Raw genomic sequence first — 17,332 nt, 5'->3', positions numbered from 1 at the left:
CGGATTCTCCATGAGTGAAAGTATTCTCAGTGCCCAAAGCCTCAGTAAAGTGGTCCCCAGCACCGAAGGTGACCTGACTATCCTGCACGAACTCTCTCTGGAACTAAACAAGGGAGATACGCTGGCCATCGTCGGCTCTTCGGGTTCCGGTAAATCCACCCTGCTGGGTCTGCTGGCCGGGCTCGACCTGCCCAGTGCCGGTGCCGTGACCCTGTCGGGCCGCAATCTCAGCCAGCTCGATGAAGACCAGCGCGCCCGAGTGCGCGCCGAACACGTCGGTTTCGTGTTCCAGTCGTTCCAGTTGCTCGACAGCCTCAATGCCCTGGAAAACGTCATGCTGCCCATGGAACTGGAAGGCCGCAAGGACGCCCGCGAAAAGGCGCGCAGCCTGCTGGAGCGCGTCGGTCTGGGTAAACGCCTGACCCACACGCCGCGCCAACTGTCCGGTGGCGAACAGCAACGGGTCGCGATTGCCCGCGCCTTCGCCGCCGATCCGGACGTACTGTTCGCAGATGAGCCGACCGGCAATCTGGACAGCCACACCGGCGAGCGTATCAGCGACCTGTTGTTCGAGTTGAACAAGGAGCGCAATACGACACTGGTGCTGGTCACCCACGACGAGCGCCTGGCCCATCGCTGCCGACGCCTGATCCGTCTTGAAGGTGGGCGCCTGGTCGCCCCTCTGGAGCCTTGATGGCACGCCTGCCCTTTATTCGCCTGCTCAGCCTTGCCACCCGTCAACTGCTGCGCGATGCCCGCGCAGGCGAATTGCGGGTGCTGTTCTTTGCATTGCTGGTTGCGGTAGCCGCCAGCACCGCCATCGGTTATTTCGGTGCTCGCCTCAATGGCGCGATGATGCTGCGCGCCACCGAGTTTCTCGGTGCCGACCTGATCCTCGAAGGCTCCAGCCCTGCCCGTCCCGAACAGGTAGAAGCTGGCGAAAAGCTCAAGCTCGACCATGCCCGCATCGTGCTGTTCTCCAGCGTGATCGCCACCGATAGCGCCATCCAGCTATCGAGCATCAAGGCGGTGGACGATGCCTACCCGCTGCGCGGAGAACTGAAAAGCGCGCCCGACCTTTACCAGCCCGAGCAGGTCGGCAACGGCCCCGAACCGGGAGAGGCCTGGGCCGAGGCACGCTTGCTGCCGGCCGTGGACCTCAAGGTCGGCGACAATATCGATGTCGGCTCCAAGACCTTGAAGCTGACCCGCATCCTGACTTACGAGCCTGATCGCGCCGGAAACTTCTACAGCCTGACACCGCGAGTGATGATCAACCTGCAAGACCTTGCCGCCACCGGCGTGGTGCAGCCGGGCAGCCGGGTCGAATACCGGGAAATGTGGAGCGGGCCTCCCGAAGTGCTGGCCGCCTACCGCAAGGCCATCGAGCCTGGCCTGGAACCGCATCAGGAAATCAAGGACGCCCGCGACGGCAGCCAGCAGATCGGCGGCGCGCTGGGCAAGGCCGAGCGTTACCTGAACATGGCAAGTCTGGTGGCGGTGCTGCTGGCCGGTGTCGCCGTTGCCCTGTCAGCCTCGCGTTTCGCCGCCCGGCGTTTCGACGCCAGTGCACTGTTGCGCTGCCTGGGCCTGTCACGCAGCGAAGCCATGACTCTGTTCAGCCTGCAACTGGCGATCATTGGCTTGCTGGCCAGCCTCAGTGGCGCCCTGCTTGGCTGGCTGGCGCAACTGGGGCTGTTTGCCCTGCTGCAAAACCTCTTGCCGACCACCGTGCCTTCTGGCGGCTTGCTGCCGGCCCTTGCCGGGATCGGCACCGGTCTGGTCGCACTGGCCGGTTTCGCCTTGCCACCACTCGCCGCGCTGGGCCGCGTGCCGCCACTGCGCGTACTGCGGCGGGACATGCTGCCGATTCCGGCCAGTTCCTGGCTGGTGTATGGCGCCGCCCTGCTGGCCCTGGGCTTGATCATGTGGCGCCTGAGCCTGGATCTGGTGCTGACCTTCGCCCTGCTCGGCGGTGGCATCGTCGCCGCGCTGGTGCTGGGCAGCCTGTTGCTGCTGGGCCTCAAGAGCCTGCGCAGCCTGCTTTCCGGAGCTTCGCTGCCCTGGCGCCTGGGCCTCGGCCAGTTGTTGCGCTATCCATTGGCCGCTGCCGGTCAGTCACTGGCCTTCGGCCTGATCCTGCTGTCCATGGGGCTGATAGCCCTGTTGCGCGGCGAACTGCTCGATACCTGGCAGAACCAGTTGCCCAAGGACGCACCGAACTATTTCGTGCTCAACGTCCTGCCGGCAGAGAAGGAAAACTTCGCCCAGACCCTGAGCAAGCTGTCGACCCACTCGGCACCGCTCTATCCGGTAGTGCCGGGGCGCCTGATCAGCATCAACAACGAGCCGGTCGGCAACTTCGTAACCAAGGACTCACGCGGCGAAAATGCGACCCGCCGCGACCTGAGTCTGACCTGGGCTGCTGAAATGCCCGAAGGCAACAGGCTGACCGCCGGTCAATGGTGGACGCCCGCGACTTCCGACGGTAAAGCCGAACCCGGCGTCTCGGTGGAAAGCAAACTGGCAGACAGTCTGGGGATCAAGCTGGGCGACCGCCTGAGCTTCATTGTCGGCGGTCTGACCCGTGAAGTGGTGGTCACCAGCCTGCGCGACGTGAACTGGGATACCTTCCAGCCCAACTTCTTCATGATCTTCCAGCCCGGCACCCTCACCGATCTGCCGACCACTTACCTGACCAGCTTCTATCTGCCACCCGGTCAGGACAAGCAGATCGTCGAGCTGTCCCGCACCTTCCCGTCGATCAGCATTCTGGGCGTGGAAGCGCTGTTGTCACAGGTGCGCAGCATCCTCGACCAGGTAACCCTGGCGGTGCAGTTCGTGTTGCTGTTCGTGCTGGCGGCCGGTATTGCCGTGCTGTTCTCGGGATTACAGGCGACACTGGATGAACGCATTCGCCAGGGTGCGCTATTGCGGGCTCTGGGTGCCGAACGCAAGCTGTTGATCAAGTCCCGGCGTATCGAGTTCGGCCTGCTCGGCGCCGCCAGCGGCCTGCTGGCGGCACTGGGCTGTGAGCTGGTCAGTCTGGTCCTGTATCGCTACGCCTTCGATCTGGTCTGGCAACCGCATCCATGGCTGTTGCTGCTGCCACTGATCGGCGCAGTACTGGTGGGCGGCGCCGGCGTGTTCGGCACCCGACGCGCCCTGAATGCCAGCCCGCTGACCGTCCTGCGGGAGGGCTGACAGGGTTTTTCGCGAAAGAATTCGCTCTTACAGACTCTGTGGGAGCGGATTCATCCGCGAAGGCTCATAAGTAATCTCATTGATCCACCACAACACCTCGCCGCCCGGTGTCTGCACCAGCGCCTCATCGCCCACCTGCTTTTTCAACAACGCACGAGCCATTGGCGAATCGATTGAGATGTAATCGTTGCGGCCGTAGATTTCGTCATAGCCCACGACCCGGAATTTCTTGATCTCGCCCGCTTCGTTCTCGATCTCGACCCAGGCACCGAAAAACACCTTGCCCTCCTGCTCGGGCGAATAGGCGACGACCCGCACATCCTCAAGCCGCTTGCGCAGATAGCGGACCCTGCGATCGATCTCGCGGAGCAGCTTCTTATTGTACTGATAGTCGGCATTTTCACTGCGATCCCCAAGCGAAGCGGCCCAGGTGACCTTGCGGGTGGTATCGGGGCGTTTTTCCCGCCACAGGTAATCCAGCTCTTTCTTCAGAGCGTCGTGACCTTCCGTTGTGATGATGTTGGTGCTCAAGGAGATTCTCGCTCGCGAATATCTATAGCCGGATCATAGCCTTACCCTCGCTCAAACGACAAACGAGGGGGGCTTGGGACAATGCAGCTATAAGGGGCGATTATCGCGACAATTGAAAGCGGCCAACCACGGTACGCAACTCACTGGCCAGGGATGACAGCTCGTCGGCGGTCACGGCGTTGTCTTCAACGCCTTCCATGACCACCAGGCTGCTATTGCGGATACCCATCACGTTGCGGTTGATGTCTTCCGACACCGAGTGCTGCTGCACCGCAGCGCTGGCGATCTGGGTATTCATTTCCACGATGCCGCCTACCGCGTCGTTGATCTGCTGCAAGGTGCCGGAAGCCTGCTCGGACGCTTCAAGACAGGCATGAGCGCGATCCTGGCCGGCTTTCATCTGGTGCACGGCTTCGCCGGTAGCATCCTGCAGGTGCTGAATGATGCGGCGAATTTCCTCGGTAGATTTTTGCGTGCGAGACGCCAGGGTACGCACTTCATCGGCCACCACTGCGAAGCCACGGCCCTGCTCGCCAGCCCGCGCCGCTTCAATGGCCGCGTTCAGGGCCAGCAGGTTGGTCTGGTCGGCAATGGTGCGAATCACCTCGATCACACCGCCGATTTCCTGGCTGTGCGAAGCCAGGGCTTCGACTTTCTGCGCACTGAGTTGCACTTCATTGACCAGCGCTTCGATGGTCGAGCGGGTTTCACCCATGACTTTCATGCCTTGCGCCGAAGCACTGCTGGCCGCTTCGGCAGCACGGGCGGCGCCTTCGGTGTTCTGTGCCACGTCGGCAACACTGGCGGTCATTTCGTTGATCGCAGTGGCGACTTGCGCCGTCTCGGCCTGCTGGGTATTCACCGACACCTTGGCCTGGCTGATCGAACGTCCCAGACGCTGTGCGGAGTCGGAAACCGAATGCGAACTGCGCTCGACCTGGCTCAGCGAATGCGAGAAAGCCTCGACCATGCTGTTCAGGCCGGCACCGACATCGCCAATTTCATCGCGACTGCTGATCTGCACCCGCGCGCTAAGGTCGCCCTTGGCGATGCGTGCAGTCACGCTCAGCAACTCCTCCACGGCGCTACGCAGGGCACTGTAAATGCCTGCAAAAGCGTACAGCAGCAACAGGCTTATGAAGCCCAGCAAACCGGCGAAGAACAGCCGCTCATTGCTGCGATCCTCAAAGCGCGTGATGAGTTTGTCCTGCAACGAGGCCTGCATTTGCTCCTGAGCCTTGTAGAACTGCGCCACTACGGCATTACCGCGTTCACCGAGGCTATTGGCATTCACGTTCTGGCGTTTTGCAGGGTCCAGGTAGTCCGCCAGGTCGCGGCGCAGATTTTCCAGATCGGCAAAAGCGGCCGTGACCGGTTGCTCCACCACATCCGCGAGTTGCGGCTCTTCACGGCGCAGCAGGCGCAGGCTCTGTTGCAGCTCCTGACGGATCTGGACTTCCTGCTTCATCAAGGTCAGAGCAAAGTTGCGAGTTGCCTCGTCCAGTGGACGGTCAGCACTGAAACCGCTGGCCAGGCCGCGAATCTGGCCGATCACGTTGATCTGCCGGGGCAGGCGCAAGGTACTCAGATCGATCAGAAACAGCGATCCATAGTCTTCGTCCAGAACCATTCCGGAAGTGGCCGAAACGTAATAGATAAAGCCCAGCACATTGGTCAACTGGTCGTTCCAGGCGCTGAAGGTCGTCAATGGATCTGCGCCATTCCTGGCCCGCTCGATCAATTCACGGGTGTCGGCACGCAGTTTCTGCACACGGTCCGCGGTTTCCAGCTCGCTGCCGACCTTGCCATCCAGAGTGGCCAGGGTATTGAAGGCCTGTTCCAGCTTGTCGGCATTGCGGGCAACGTCGGCTCTGGCGCTTTCATTGCCGCTGAGCAGGCTGTGGGTCAAGGCACGCTGCATCATCGACAGGCGCAGCACCGGGGTTACATCCAGAAGATATTGCTGGCCAACCTTTTCATGGCTCAGGGTATTGAGGCTGGCGTTGAGCGTCTGCATCACCCGGGTACCGAGAAAAATCAGAGGAATCAGCACAATGATTCCCAGGATAAAAAACTTCATGGGAAAACGGACGCGGTTTGTTACGTAAACGGCAGGAGTCAAAATATTCATCGGGTTCTCGTTTCACTAATTATTAGCGACAGCCGTTCAGGGCCTTTTTTGAGACGATCCCTTTCTCGTTTATGTTGGATTTTTATCGAAAAGTCGGTGCGTCAGGCTTTGTACGAAAAGTCGGTGCAATGCGATCAGACAAGATAGAGACAAGCGATGAGTGGTCGTGGGTCACGCTCCGGTTCCACGGTCATAAAGCCCTGTACCGGTTTTGCAGTACACGACTCGACAGCGGCCAGAGCGCAAGATAATGGCGATTGCACAGTGGCAGTTTTTTGCCTGGCAAGCATGAAGTGCCAGGCGGCGCAGGGAATGGCGAGTTGTGCGCAGGCCTTTCAGCCCAGGGTAATCAGACCTTGTCGGGCGATGCGGGTCAGATCATGGATGACCTGCTCGGCATTGCCGGCATCGGGAGCATGGATCACCGCCAGGTCGAACTGATCGTTGGCGTAATGCGCCAGCGATTGGGTCGTATCGGCAAATTGAATGAGAAAGGCACAAGAGCCGCCACGACGCCGAGGCCAGCCGTCCAGATAGCGCAACAGTGTGGGTTGATGCGAACCACCCAGGAGGATTTTCGGATTCTTGCGTGACAGCACGGTAGTGATCGGGGACAGGCGAACGAGGGGGCGCAGGTTGTTCATGGTGTCTTGTCTCAGCCTCGGGAGGTCCGCTGGGCAGCGGTGGGAGGCATCACCGAACCAACGTTTTAGCGGTATTTCGACAAGGTTTGAGCTTGCCTGGCGCCCCGCAAGTAGTTGTTAAATCGGCGCATGAGCAGCATCGTAGAGAAGCCGCCAGTTAATTGTCAAATGCCATCAACGAAAAAGGCCCGCCTTTCATGAGGCGAGCCCTGGGCTTGAATGAGCCTGTACTCAGTTGCCGATGGCGCGATCCACCGAAAGCTTGCCCGCACCTTCGATCAGGATTGCAATGGCGCCGCCCAGCAAGGCCAGAGCGAACTCATAACCGTTGTTGGCCATGAACAGGCCATTGCCGATATGTACCGAGAAAATCGCCACCAGCAGCAACACTGCCAGACCCAGTGCCGCCGGACGGGCCAGCAGCCCGACCAGTACAGCCAGGCCACCGAAGAACTCGACACTGCCCGACAACAACGCCATCAGGTAACCCGGAGCCAGGCCCTGGCTTTCCATGAACTGCGCCGTCCCTTCCAGACCGTAGCCGCCAAATGCGCCAAACAGCTTCTGGCTGCCGTGGGCAATGAAGATGATGCCGACGATGATGCGCAGGACAGTCAGGCCATAGCCGGCGCGAGTGCTGAGTACCGATTTGATGGTTGCGTTCATGGTGATTCGTTCCGTTACTGATTAAGAGGGAGTGGCGCCATCATAATCAAATTAACAAATATGAAAATCGCAAAAAACGCGGCATAACAATCGAATTTTACGATCTATCTACGAACGGCATATTTTTCCGAAGCATCTTTTTCCAGCGCCCCTCTTTCCCGGTCAAACGCCAGGTAATACTTGTTGACGCTGTTCACGAAGCTGACCACGCCCGCACTGCCCTGCTCCATGGCGATACGTTCGGTCTGGAAAAACCATTGATGGGGGTTGAGCCCGCGACGGCGCGCTTCTTCGCGCATGCCTTGTACACGCTCAGGCCCCAGATTGTAGGCCGCCAGAACAAAAGCCATTCGCTCACGCTCGTTGACCCTGGAGCTGGCGAAGTACTTGTTGCGGATCAGCGCCATGTAGCGGGCACCGGCCTGGACGTTCTTGTCAGCCGTCTGGATATCGGAAACGCCGACCCGCTTTGCCGCCGACGGGGTAATTTGCAGCAGCCCGGTAGCGCCACCGCTGCCCTTGGCCGTCGGGTCCAGTTTGGACTCCTTGAAAGCCAGCGCTGCCAGGTCCAGCCAGTCCATATCCTGCGCGTCGGCATGGCGTTGCAGCATCGGGCGCAGCTTTTCCAGCCGCTGAAGATTGCTGCGCACCAACGGGTTGTTGACCCGATAGGTGTTCTTGTAAGCCTTGGCGAAAGCCAGGTCCTGACTGGCGGAGGGTTTATAGGTCTTGAGGAATTCATCGATGCTGGCGCGCAGCACGGTTGCGTCCTGGCGCACAAACCAACTGATATCGTCATGGGTGCGCAGCGTCAGGCTGCGGTCCAGACGCAATCTGGGCATGACCCTGGCCCAGCGTTCGGCAATCGGTTGCTCCACCAGTGTCAGCGGATAAATACCGGCCTGGACCATTTCCAGCACGTCTTCCACGGCAAGGCTGGGATCGACCCACTCGATCCGCACCGGCGCCAGCTTGCGCAAGGCCAGTTGCTGATTGACCTGATGCAGCGCTTCGTCGGCCATGCTGCCGGCCGGCAGGCTCAGGGTGCGCCCGGAAAGCTGCTCGACATTCTTGAAGCTGCGCCCGCCTCGAACGCCTACCAGTACCAGCGGCACGTCATGGAGGATCGGTTCGCCGGGATTGATGCCCTTGGCGCTACCGGTATCGAGTAACTCACCGGGCGCCACCAGATCGCCCTCGCCGCGTTGCAGGGCGGCGAGCAACTGATTCTTGGCTTTGGGGATGATCTTGAACTGCACTTTCTGGCCATTGCCGGAATGACTATTGAGGTATTGCTCGAACGCCTGCAAACGCTGATATTCGATGCCGATTTCCTGGCCTTTGACGTCACCCGAACTGTTGCGACTCTGATTGACCAGGACACGCAGCACTTTACTGCTGCGAATCGCAGCCAGATCCCGCACCTGGGTCTTGGGCTGCGCAGCCTCCGGGCCAGCCTGACGGGCAGCCGCCGGCAAGGGCGACAGGGCCAGCAGGCAAATCAGGGGCAAAAGCAGGATTCGGATGGTCATTCACTCCTCCGGGGAAATGCCAGAAAGGACAGAAAAAGGGTTTTCAAGGGTGCGTTACAGCTAAAAACGTTGAACCTTCACATTCAACCTGTTGAATACGTTGTACTTTCTTGTTTTTACCGAGGCTCTGATATCCTCGTCAGCCTTCGGCTGGAGGTAGCACCATGCAACTCATCGACATCGGCGTCAATCTCACCAACGCAAGCTTCGACTCACAGCGACAGGCGGTACTCGACCGGGCCTATGCCGCTGGCGTGTCCCAACTGGTAGTTACCGGCACCAGTGTCGAGGTCAGCGAGCAGGCCCTGGAGCTGTGCCATGAACTGGATGAAAGTGCCTTGCAGCTCTTCTGCACGGCAGGTATTCACCCGCATTCGGCGAGCGATTGGACGCTGGACACCGAGCAAAGGTTGCAGGCCCTGCTCAAGGAAAGTCGCGTGCGCGCCGTCGGTGAATGCGGGCTGGACTTCAATCGGGATTTCTCGCCCCGCCCCCGGCAGGAAAAGGTTCTTGAAGCCCATCTGGCCATGGCGGTTGAGCTGCAATTACCGGTGTTCCTGCATGAACGCGACGCCAGCCAGCGCCTGCTGGAAATCCTGCGCGACTACCGTGATCGCATGCCAGCGGCAGTAGTGCACTGCTTTACCGGCGAGCAGCAGGCATTGTTCAGCTATCTGGATCTGGACCTGCATATCGGCATAACCGGCTGGATCTGCGATGAACGCCGCGGCACCCATTTGCATCCGCTGGTGCACAACATTCCTCGTGGCCGACTGATGCTGGAAAGCGATGCGCCTTATCTGTTGCCCCGCAGCCTGCGTCCCAAGCCGAAAAACGGCCGCAACGAACCGGCCTATCTGCCCGAAGTACTGCGTGAAGTGGCTTTGCATCGCAAGGAGAGCCAGGCCGATCTGGCCAGCCATACCACGGCTTGCGCCCGCCAGTTCTTTGGCCTGCCTGATTTCGGACCGCCCGCGCAGGAAATGTGATGCTTCCTTGACTAGCATCAATGGTTTGTTTATTGGCTAAGGCATCGTGATGGCACCTTGCTGCACATCTCTAACGATCAACCAAAAGAAGACCACTTATGGGCTCATTGCTTAGCAATCTCTCGCTGAAGTACAAGTTCTGGGCCGTTAACGCGGTCGCATTCATCACCACACTGCTGCTGGTTGTGTACGCCATAGAACTCGAACAACAGGCCCGCCAGGAAACCGCCAGAGATTCGGCCCAGGCTCAGGCTCGGCTGATTGCCGCCTGGCCTGGCGCGCAACCCTTGCCCGCCGACGCCAATGTCCTGACCTACGCCCAGGGCCAGACACCGAGTCTGAAAGGCCTGCAGTTGCCCGAACTGGCCAACGCCAAAGACTGGGTCGCTCTGGACAGGCAGACCAGCGAGCAATATCTGGTTGGCGCTCAGGTCGTCAGCCGCGCCGACGGCCAGCGCGTCGCCGTGTTGGCCTCCGCGCCGACCCCGGTACAAGTACTCAAGGATCGCTTTGCCAATTACGCCATCGCGGTATTCGTGCTGATGGTCGCCATGCTCTGCGCCTCGCAACTGCTGATCCGCTTTATCCTCACGCAACTCAACAGCCTCAAGGATGTGATGCTGCACGTGGAAAAAAGCGGCGACCTGTCCGCCCGCGTGCCCAATGGCAGCGACGATGAAGTCGGACAGATGGCCAAGGCCTTCAATGCCATGCAGGCGGGCTATCAGCGCGTGGTCAATACCGTTTCGCAGACTGCCACGCGCCTGGACGAAGGCGCCGCCCACCTGGCAGCCGGCATGAAGGATGTGCGCCACGGCATGCTTGGCCAGCAAAGCGAGACCGATCAGGTCGCCACCGCGATCAACGAAATGTCGGCCACGGTTTACCACATTGCCCAGCACGCCAGCACCACCCGCGACCAGTCGCAGACCGCAGACAGCCTCGCCGGTGGCGGCAAGGCAGTGGTCGACCGGGTTCAGGTTTCGATTGCCGGGCTGTCCAGTGGCGTGCAACAGACCGCGCAGATGATCCAGCGCCTGGCCGAAGACAGCCAGAAGATCAACGGCGTGGTCAACGTGATCCACAGCATTGCCGAACAGACCAACCTGCTGGCGCTCAACGCGGCGATCGAAGCGGCACGCGCCGGTGAAATGGGCCGGGGCTTCGCCGTGGTTGCCGATGAAGTCCGCAACCTGGCCAAGCGGGTGCAGACTTCCACCGACGAAATCACCACCATGGTTTCCGCCCTGCAGGCTGGCACCCGTGACGCCGTGGACTTCATGCAGGACAGCTCCTACAAGGCCGACGAATGCGTGCAACAGGCGCAGGAAGCCGGTGAAGCGCTGGCGGCGATTGCCGGTGCCGTGGCCCAGATGCGCGAGAGCAATACCCAGATCGCCGTGGCCGCCCAGCAGCAAAGCCAGGTGGCGGAAGAAATGAACCGTGCAGTCGTCAGCATCCGCGATGTGACCGAGCGCACCGTCACCCAGACAGTGGACTCGGCGTCCACCAGTGACGATCTGGCCACCCTGGCCGGCGAACTGAGCAAGGCCATCGGCCAACTCAAGCTGTAAGGGGCTATCGCACCGATAGTCAGGCTTGGCTCGCGGACAACCGGAGCCAGGCCTATTCTTCAGGCATTGAAACGTGTTTTGAAGAGGACCGCAGTATGGGCAAGCGACTTCCCAATCTCCCCACCTGGCAATGGCGTGGCTATGCCGACAATCATCAGCATCCGGCCAACCTCGTCCTGCACCTGATTGCCGTGCCGCTGTTTATCGTGGCGACTCTGCTGCTGCTCGACGGCCTGTTCTCCCTGAGCTTTTCCTCGATTGCCATCGGCGTCATCGGCCTGATCGCAGCGCTGGGCTTCCAGCGCCACGGGCACACACTGGAAGCTCAGGCACCGGAGCCGTTCAGTGACAGACACGATGCAGTAAAGCGCCTGCTGACCGAGCAGTTCGTGACCTTTCCGCGCTTTGTACTCAGCGGCGCATGGTGGCGCGCCTGGAAGCAAAGGCACCGCCGCTAGTCCAGAATGGCGCTTCAGCCAAATACCGTGACCGTCTGCCGACTGATCGCAATCAACTGGCCATCGGGTGCCCAGAGCATCGCGGCAGTATGGCCGTAACCATCGCGGGCATGCTCGATCACCGCCTTGTAGCTGCACCATTGATGGGTATTCATGGCCGGTTGCGGCTGCACGAATTCGATGGTCCAGGTCAGGGAGCTGCCAGGAGTAGGCCTGCTCAGATGCGGCAAGAGTGCTGGCGGCCAGGTATCGACCAGCCCGAGAATGTGCGCCTCGGTCATCGGCTCCGGCGCTCCCAGACTGCGAAAACGCGCATGACCGCCAATCGCGGGCGATGGCGTATTGCTGAATGGCAGGCCACCCAGCGCCCAGCGCAGATCCATGAAACGCAGATACTCGGGCATCATCCCGCTGACAAAAGGCAGTTCCGGGCACTCCTCGGCCGGCTTGAGCCCGGGAGCCGGCTGCGCAGAAACCGCAATCACCGACTCACGCGACGCACCAAAGCTGCCTTGCACAAGGGTCATCACCTGACCGTTCTGCATCGCCCGCCCCAGCACCTGGCTGACCGCCTTGCCTTCGCGCAGGATCTCCACCTCGAAGGAAATCGGAATATCCGGTTCGGCTGGCCCGACAAAGGTAATCGCCAGCGAACGAACCGGCCTGCCTTGCGGCACCCTGGCACGCATGGCTTCATATTGCAGGGCCGCCATCAGCCCGCCAAAACAGGCGCGCCCCTGGGACCATTGGGCCGGAATGGTCACAGATCGGGGATTGTCGCGGACCGCGTTGATCAGGTCGGAAAAATTCATGGGCACTCCGGCGTAGGAAATAGCTGACTGACGGCGATCTTAACGACCTCGCCGCTCGCTGACATACGCCGTATCGGCCATATTTGCGGCCTGAATGACCTATTGCATGACCTTGATGGCCATTTGATCAAAAACCATCCCTGGCCAGCCGTACAAGGGCCGTTTCGGCTTTGCGTTCGGCGCGCACGATACCGATCTGCCAGCTGGCAATGCAGGGTGCCAGATCGCTCTGCTGTCCGGCCTGCGCCAGCCACTGCAAATGATCATGCCAGTTGCCCAGTTCGCTTTGCGCGGCCTTGAGCCGGGCCTGGACTTTCTTCGGTTGATGGCTGAGCTGCGGATAAGCCTCGGCGGCATAGCGCACGCGCTTGATAAGCAGGCGCAGATCGTGGCGATCATGGCCCGGGTCAGCCATGGCGAGGCGCAGCGTCTGCCATTGCTTGTGCATGCGCTTCTCAATGATCTTGCGCAGGTCACCCAGCAAACCCTGGCGCTGCTGCATGCGCAGCATGGCCGGGAACTGATCGAGCATGACAAACAGCTTGAGCAACTCTGCGGAGCGGGCCACCTTCGGACAGGCCTTGTCCAGGTAGTCGTTGCGCGTGTCCGCTGCCTTGCTCAAACCTTTTTTGCCAAGAAACGCAGCCAGCACCTGCATGTCGCGCAAAGGTGTCGTCAACTGGCCAACCGCCTTGGCTGCAGCCTCCAGAGGCTCGACACCCGCCAGTTTGCGCAGCGGGCGCAGCACACTGCGCAGACGGCGAACCGTGGTGCGCAGGTCATGCAAGGCTTCACTGTCGGTGGAAACCGCCACACGCGCCTGACACGCGAGCAGCTTGACCTCCAGCTCAATGATTTCGGCGATCAGATGATTCACCATCGACGACATGAACATCCTCCTGAAAGAAACGACTTATGAATGGTTGCCCCTGGCTGGCGCCAGGCGCCATGGCAAACGACGACGCAGTTGCTTGAGGCTGCGGCGCAACTCACTCACCGACGCCCCGCTCGCGCCATAGCGCTGGGCCTGAAATTCCTCGACGAACGCTTCGATGACATCGGCATGTTGCGGGAAAGCCAGCACTGCGCGCCGGGAAAAGGCCTCGGCGCCCTCGCCCGGCTGGCGGCGCAGCCCATGTCGGCCCAGCAACCGCTCGAACGCCTTGAACAGGCGCAGCTGCGAATCACTTTCCCGCTGCCAGGGCTTGAACAGCCACAAGGCTATCAGTGCCAGAACGCCCAGAACACCCCCCACGAAAACCGGCACCTGAAAACCCGAAAACCAGCGTCCCAATACCTGCAATTGCTGCTGCCCCTGATAACCCAGCACCCAGCGTTGCCAGCCGTAATTGAGGTTGTCCCAGCTCAGGCGCAGGGAATTGATCCAGGGCACATCGCGATAGCGCAGCGCCGACATGGGCGAATTCTGCAGGAAGGCTTCATCGGCGGCCAGGGCCTGCTCCAGTCCCTGCTCGATACGCTGCGGCGCAACCGCTGCGGTTGGATCGACACTGCGCCAGCCAATATCCGGTTGCCAGTATTCGACCCAGGCATGGGCGTCGAACTGGCGCACGGTCAGGTATTGCCCGTCGGGATTCAATTCACCGCCCTGATAGCCCGCCACCACCCGCGCCGGAATCCCCGCCGCACGCAACACAAAGGTCATGGCCCCGGCATAGTGGGCGCAGAAGCCCTGGCGACTGACAAACAGGAAATCATCGATGCTGTCGAGGCCCAACGGCGTTGGCTTGAGGGTGTAATGAAAAGGCTGGTCGCGGAAATACCGCTGCATGGCCTCGACCAGCGCATCGGGTTTGGGATAGTGCCGCAGCAGATCCCTGGCCCATTGCCTGGCCTGCTCATTGCCCTTGGCCGGCAGTTGCAGATCCTGGCGCTGAATATTCTCGTTCAGTTGTGGGTCACGCACCGCCAGCGGCCATGACGTCGCTGAAAACATCAGCGCCTGATCGACCGGACGCCGGCGTTGCAAGCGGAAGTCGCTCATCTGCCGCACTTCAGCCAGATTCGTTTCGGCAATATCCAGGCTCGGCAGCCATGCACGCCCGCTGGGTTCCATGACGATGCTGTAGTTCACCGCATCCCCGCGCTTCTGCCACTGGGGAAGCTGTACCGTCTGGGCACGCAACGACTGCGACCAGCGCCGTCCGTCGAACTGCTCAAGGGTCAGGCTGCGCCAGTACAACTGATTGCGCGCTGGCACCGGTCCCTCGAAACTGGCGCGAAACACCAGCGCGGGCGACTTGCTCAGTTCGGCCAGATCGCCCGGTGCCATGCTGTCCGAGAGGCCGGTAACGCCCTTGTTGCTCGGCTGCGGCAGCGACCACAGCGGATCAAGACGCGGAAAGAACAAAAACAGCAGCAGCATCAGGGGCACAGCCTGCGCAATCAGTTTGAAACCCAGTTTCAGGCTGTTGACCGGTTTACTGGCCAGATCCGACTGTTGCAGACCGATCAACGCCGCCAGCAAGGCGGTGACGGGCAACAGGCTGAACAGTGCCCACAGCAGGTTATCCTCGAACAGATAGCCCACTACCACGCAAAAGAATCCGAGAAAGATCAACACCAGTGCATCGCGGCGGGTCTGCATCTCCAGCATCTTGAGCACGAAAGCGGCAATCAGCAGCGCCGCTCCGGCATCGAGCCCGACCAGACTGCCACGTGCCAGATACACGCCTGCGGCCGTACCGACCAGCAGCCCCGACTTGACCCAGTTTCCGGGCATTCTCGCCCGCATGCGCATGACTTGCAGGCGCCATATCATGCAGCCCAGCCACAGCACAATGATCGATATCGGCAGATGCGTCAGGAACGGCAGGATCACCAGGGCCTGGGCCAATAGCAGCCAGGTCAGCCCAACCCGCGGAACCGGCTGGCCGAGGCTGGCGGCGTTCATGAGCGATTGCCGTATAGCGCCAGCGCTTGCAGACAGGCCTCGCGATGGGCATCGCTGCTGTCCACCGCCGACAGGAAGTCCGGCAAACGCAAGGCAAACGGCTGCTGGCGTTGCGACAACTCCAGCACCCAGTAACACAGGCGTGACAGCCGCTCCTCGATGTCGCCACCCAATGCCATGAAATCCAGACACAGTTCATGACCGCTCAGGTCGGTGAAATCCTTGACCAGCAGACCCTGGCCACGGGAATAGGCCTTCCAGTGCAGACGCCGACGATTGTCCCCCGGCTGATAAGTGCGCAAACCTTGATAATCATCCACCCCGGCGCCCCGGGTCGCCTGGCCGTCGTCCTGGGCATGCGGTTGCACGCCCGTCAGCAGCGGCATCGTCCCGGCCAGCGGACGGGGATAGATCAACACACTCTGCTCCAGATCAAGCCAGCTCCAGGCCCGGAAAATACCCAGCGGAAACACACTCTCGACCCGCAATCGAGGCGCGCGCAGCCAGCCGCGGGTTTCGGCGGGAAGAGTCAGCTCGACTTCCGTCAGACCGTCGGCAGCCACGTCGCCTGGCTGCAAGGTTTCTGCATTCCAGCCCAGTCCGAGTGCCTGATGGGCATTGCCACTACTTTCCAGCCGCAGGCGCAACTGCACCGGTTCACCGACAAAGACCGAACGTGCCAGCCCTGCACTGAGCACCAGACCGCCAAGATTGCGATAGGTATGCAGGATCGCCAGCACGCCAACCGAGAGCAGTAGAAAGGTCAGGCCATATGCCAGGCTGTTCTGGTAATTGATCGACACCAGCAGCATCAGGAACACCACCAGCGCATAAGTCACGCCGGTGCGGGTAGGTAAAATGAAAATGCGCCGGTGATCCAGCTGGATGCGCGCCGCCGGAGGAATCCGCCTCCCCAGCCAGCGCTGCCAGAACGGTTTGAGCTGTTGGATCAAAGCACCGGCACCTCGCGCAGCAGCCACTGCACCAGCGCACCGCCACCATGCCCGGTCGGGTCGCTGCGCTCACGCAGGCGATGGCCGACCACTGACGGCAACACCGCCTGCACATCCTCGGGAATCACATAATCGCGGCCCAGTAACAAGGCCCAGGCCCGCGCCGCTGCCAGAATCGCCAGGCTGGCGCGTGGGGAAAGCCCATAGGCGAACTGTGCCTGACTGCGCGTGGCATCCGCCAGTCGCAGGACATAATCCACCAGCGCATCGCTGACCCGCACCTGTCGCGCCTGAGCCTGCAACAGGCCCAGTTCGGCATGATTGAGTATCGGTTGCAGACGCGGCACCAGCTCGCGCCGGGACTGCCCCAGCAACAAGGCCTTTTCGGCGGCCTTGGCGGGATAGCCCATGGAAATGCGCATCAGAAAACGATCCAGTTGCGATTCGGGCAAGGCAAAGGTGCCGCCCGAGCTGAACGGATTCTGGGTAGCGATCACGAAAAACGGATCGGGCAACAGTCGCGTCGCGCCTTCGATGGACACCTGGCCCTCTTCCATCGCTTCCAGCAAGGCGCTCTGGCTCTTGGGCGTTGCCCGGTTGATCTCGTCGGCCAGCACCAGTTCGGCGAAAATCGGCCCCGGATGAAAGGTGAACTGTCCGCTATCGCGATCGAATACCGAGGTGCCGAGAATATCCCCGGGCAACAGGTCGGAAGTGAACTGGATACGCTGATAGCTCAGACCGAGAATCTTGGCCAACGCATGGCTGAGGGTGGTCTTGCCCATGCCCGGCAAGTCTTCGATCAACAAATGACCGCCGCCCAGCAGGCACGTCATTGCCAGACGTACCTGCGCTTCCTTGCCCAGCACCACTTCGTTTATGGCACTGAGACATGCATCGAGTTTTCTGCCCATAGAAAAGCCT

15 protein-coding genes and 1 pseudogene are annotated in these 17,332 nt (G+C 60.9%); 5 read left to right on the top strand and 11 right to left on the bottom strand.

The genetic code is table 11. The annotated features are described in order from the left end of the window. Positions 1-10: 10 nt before the first annotated feature. Together ALQ04_RS22160 and ALQ04_RS22155 are read left to right on the top strand one after the other, a co-directional pair. Positions 11-694, top strand: a complete 684-nt coding sequence (locus ALQ04_RS22160; protein WP_122317868.1) for an ABC transporter ATP-binding protein — start codon at positions 11-13, stop codon at positions 692-694. Then, positions 694-3,204: an ABC transporter permease gene (locus ALQ04_RS22155; RefSeq protein ID WP_122317867.1), complete on the top strand. Its 2,511-nt coding sequence runs from the start codon at positions 694-696 to the stop codon at positions 3,202-3,204. Before ALQ04_RS22160 ends, ALQ04_RS22155 begins: the two co-directional genes overlap by 1 nt. Before the next feature lie 27 nt (positions 3,205-3,231). Here ALQ04_RS22155 and greB read toward each other — a convergent pair whose 3' ends face one another. The 6 genes and pseudogenes from greB to ALQ04_RS22130 form a co-directional block, all read right to left on the bottom strand. Beyond that, positions 3,232-3,735, bottom strand: a complete 504-nt coding sequence (greB, locus tag ALQ04_RS22150) for a transcription elongation factor GreB (protein WP_122317866.1) — start codon at positions 3,733-3,735, stop codon at positions 3,232-3,234. Between the two features lie 100 nt (positions 3,736-3,835). Next, entirely contained in the window at positions 3,836-4,546 is a 711-nt protein-coding gene (locus ALQ04_RS27750) for a methyl-accepting chemotaxis protein (RefSeq protein ID WP_409077284.1), read from the bottom strand. Between the two features lie 159 nt (positions 4,547-4,705). Beyond that, positions 4,706-4,960: pseudogene (locus ALQ04_RS27745) on the bottom strand (HAMP domain-containing protein); the annotation flags it as partial. A gap of 1,241 nt (positions 4,961-6,201) precedes the next feature. After that, complete coding sequence (locus ALQ04_RS22140; RefSeq protein ID WP_122317864.1) at positions 6,202-6,510, bottom strand: class I SAM-dependent methyltransferase; 309 nt, start codon at positions 6,508-6,510, stop codon at positions 6,202-6,204. 231 nt (positions 6,511-6,741) lie between these two features. Then, the gene (locus ALQ04_RS22135; protein WP_122317863.1) at positions 6,742-7,176 is read right to left on the bottom strand and encodes a DoxX family protein; all 435 of its coding nucleotides are present in this window, start codon (positions 7,174-7,176) and stop codon (positions 6,742-6,744) included. A gap of 104 nt (positions 7,177-7,280) precedes the next feature. Then, positions 7,281-8,708: a transglycosylase SLT domain-containing protein gene (locus ALQ04_RS22130; RefSeq protein WP_122317862.1), complete on the bottom strand. Its 1,428-nt coding sequence runs from the start codon at positions 8,706-8,708 to the stop codon at positions 7,281-7,283. A 164-nt stretch (positions 8,709-8,872) separates the two neighbouring features. Here ALQ04_RS22130 and ALQ04_RS22125 point away from each other — a divergent pair, with 164 nt between their 5' ends. From ALQ04_RS22125 to ALQ04_RS22115, 3 genes are all read left to right on the top strand, one after another. Continuing rightward, positions 8,873-9,697, top strand: a complete 825-nt coding sequence (locus ALQ04_RS22125; RefSeq protein ID WP_122317861.1) for a TatD family hydrolase — start codon at positions 8,873-8,875, stop codon at positions 9,695-9,697. 98 nt (positions 9,698-9,795) lie between these two features. Further along, positions 9,796-11,271: a methyl-accepting chemotaxis protein gene (locus tag ALQ04_RS22120; RefSeq protein WP_122317860.1), complete on the top strand. Its 1,476-nt coding sequence runs from the start codon at positions 9,796-9,798 to the stop codon at positions 11,269-11,271. 95 nt (positions 11,272-11,366) lie between these two features. Then, on the top strand, positions 11,367-11,729 hold the full coding sequence (locus ALQ04_RS22115; RefSeq protein ID WP_122317859.1) for an Mpo1-like protein: 363 nt from the start codon (positions 11,367-11,369) through the stop codon (positions 11,727-11,729). Between the two features lie 14 nt (positions 11,730-11,743). Here ALQ04_RS22115 and ALQ04_RS22110 read toward each other — a convergent pair whose 3' ends face one another. From ALQ04_RS22110 to ALQ04_RS22090, 5 genes are all read right to left on the bottom strand, one after another. Beyond that, complete coding sequence (locus ALQ04_RS22110; protein ID WP_122317858.1) at positions 11,744-12,541, bottom strand: acyl-CoA thioesterase II; 798 nt, start codon at positions 12,539-12,541, stop codon at positions 11,744-11,746. A 127-nt stretch (positions 12,542-12,668) separates the two neighbouring features. After that, the gene (locus tag ALQ04_RS22105; RefSeq protein ID WP_122317857.1) at positions 12,669-13,430 is read right to left on the bottom strand and encodes a CHAD domain-containing protein; all 762 of its coding nucleotides are present in this window, start codon (positions 13,428-13,430) and stop codon (positions 12,669-12,671) included. A gap of 24 nt (positions 13,431-13,454) precedes the next feature. Then, entirely contained in the window at positions 13,455-15,455 is a 2,001-nt protein-coding gene (locus ALQ04_RS22100) for a DUF3488 and transglutaminase-like domain-containing protein (protein ID WP_122317856.1), read from the bottom strand. Continuing rightward, on the bottom strand, positions 15,452-16,435 hold the full coding sequence (locus ALQ04_RS22095; protein WP_122317855.1) for a DUF58 domain-containing protein: 984 nt from the start codon (positions 16,433-16,435) through the stop codon (positions 15,452-15,454). The genes ALQ04_RS22100 and ALQ04_RS22095 overlap by 4 nt, the downstream gene beginning before the upstream one ends. Beyond that, positions 16,405-17,322: a MoxR family ATPase gene (locus tag ALQ04_RS22090; RefSeq protein WP_122317854.1), complete on the bottom strand. Its 918-nt coding sequence runs from the start codon at positions 17,320-17,322 to the stop codon at positions 16,405-16,407. The genes ALQ04_RS22095 and ALQ04_RS22090 overlap by 31 nt, the downstream gene beginning before the upstream one ends. Between the last annotated feature and the right edge of the window lie 10 nt (positions 17,323-17,332).

Origin of the sequence: Pseudomonas cichorii (genome assembly GCF_003700275.1) — a bacterium.
Taxonomy (GTDB): Bacteria; Pseudomonadota; Gammaproteobacteria; order Pseudomonadales; family Pseudomonadaceae; genus Aquipseudomonas; species Aquipseudomonas cichorii_B.
The sequence above is the reverse complement of the archived record's forward strand: the minus strand, read 5'-3'. Positions and strand labels throughout refer to the sequence as shown.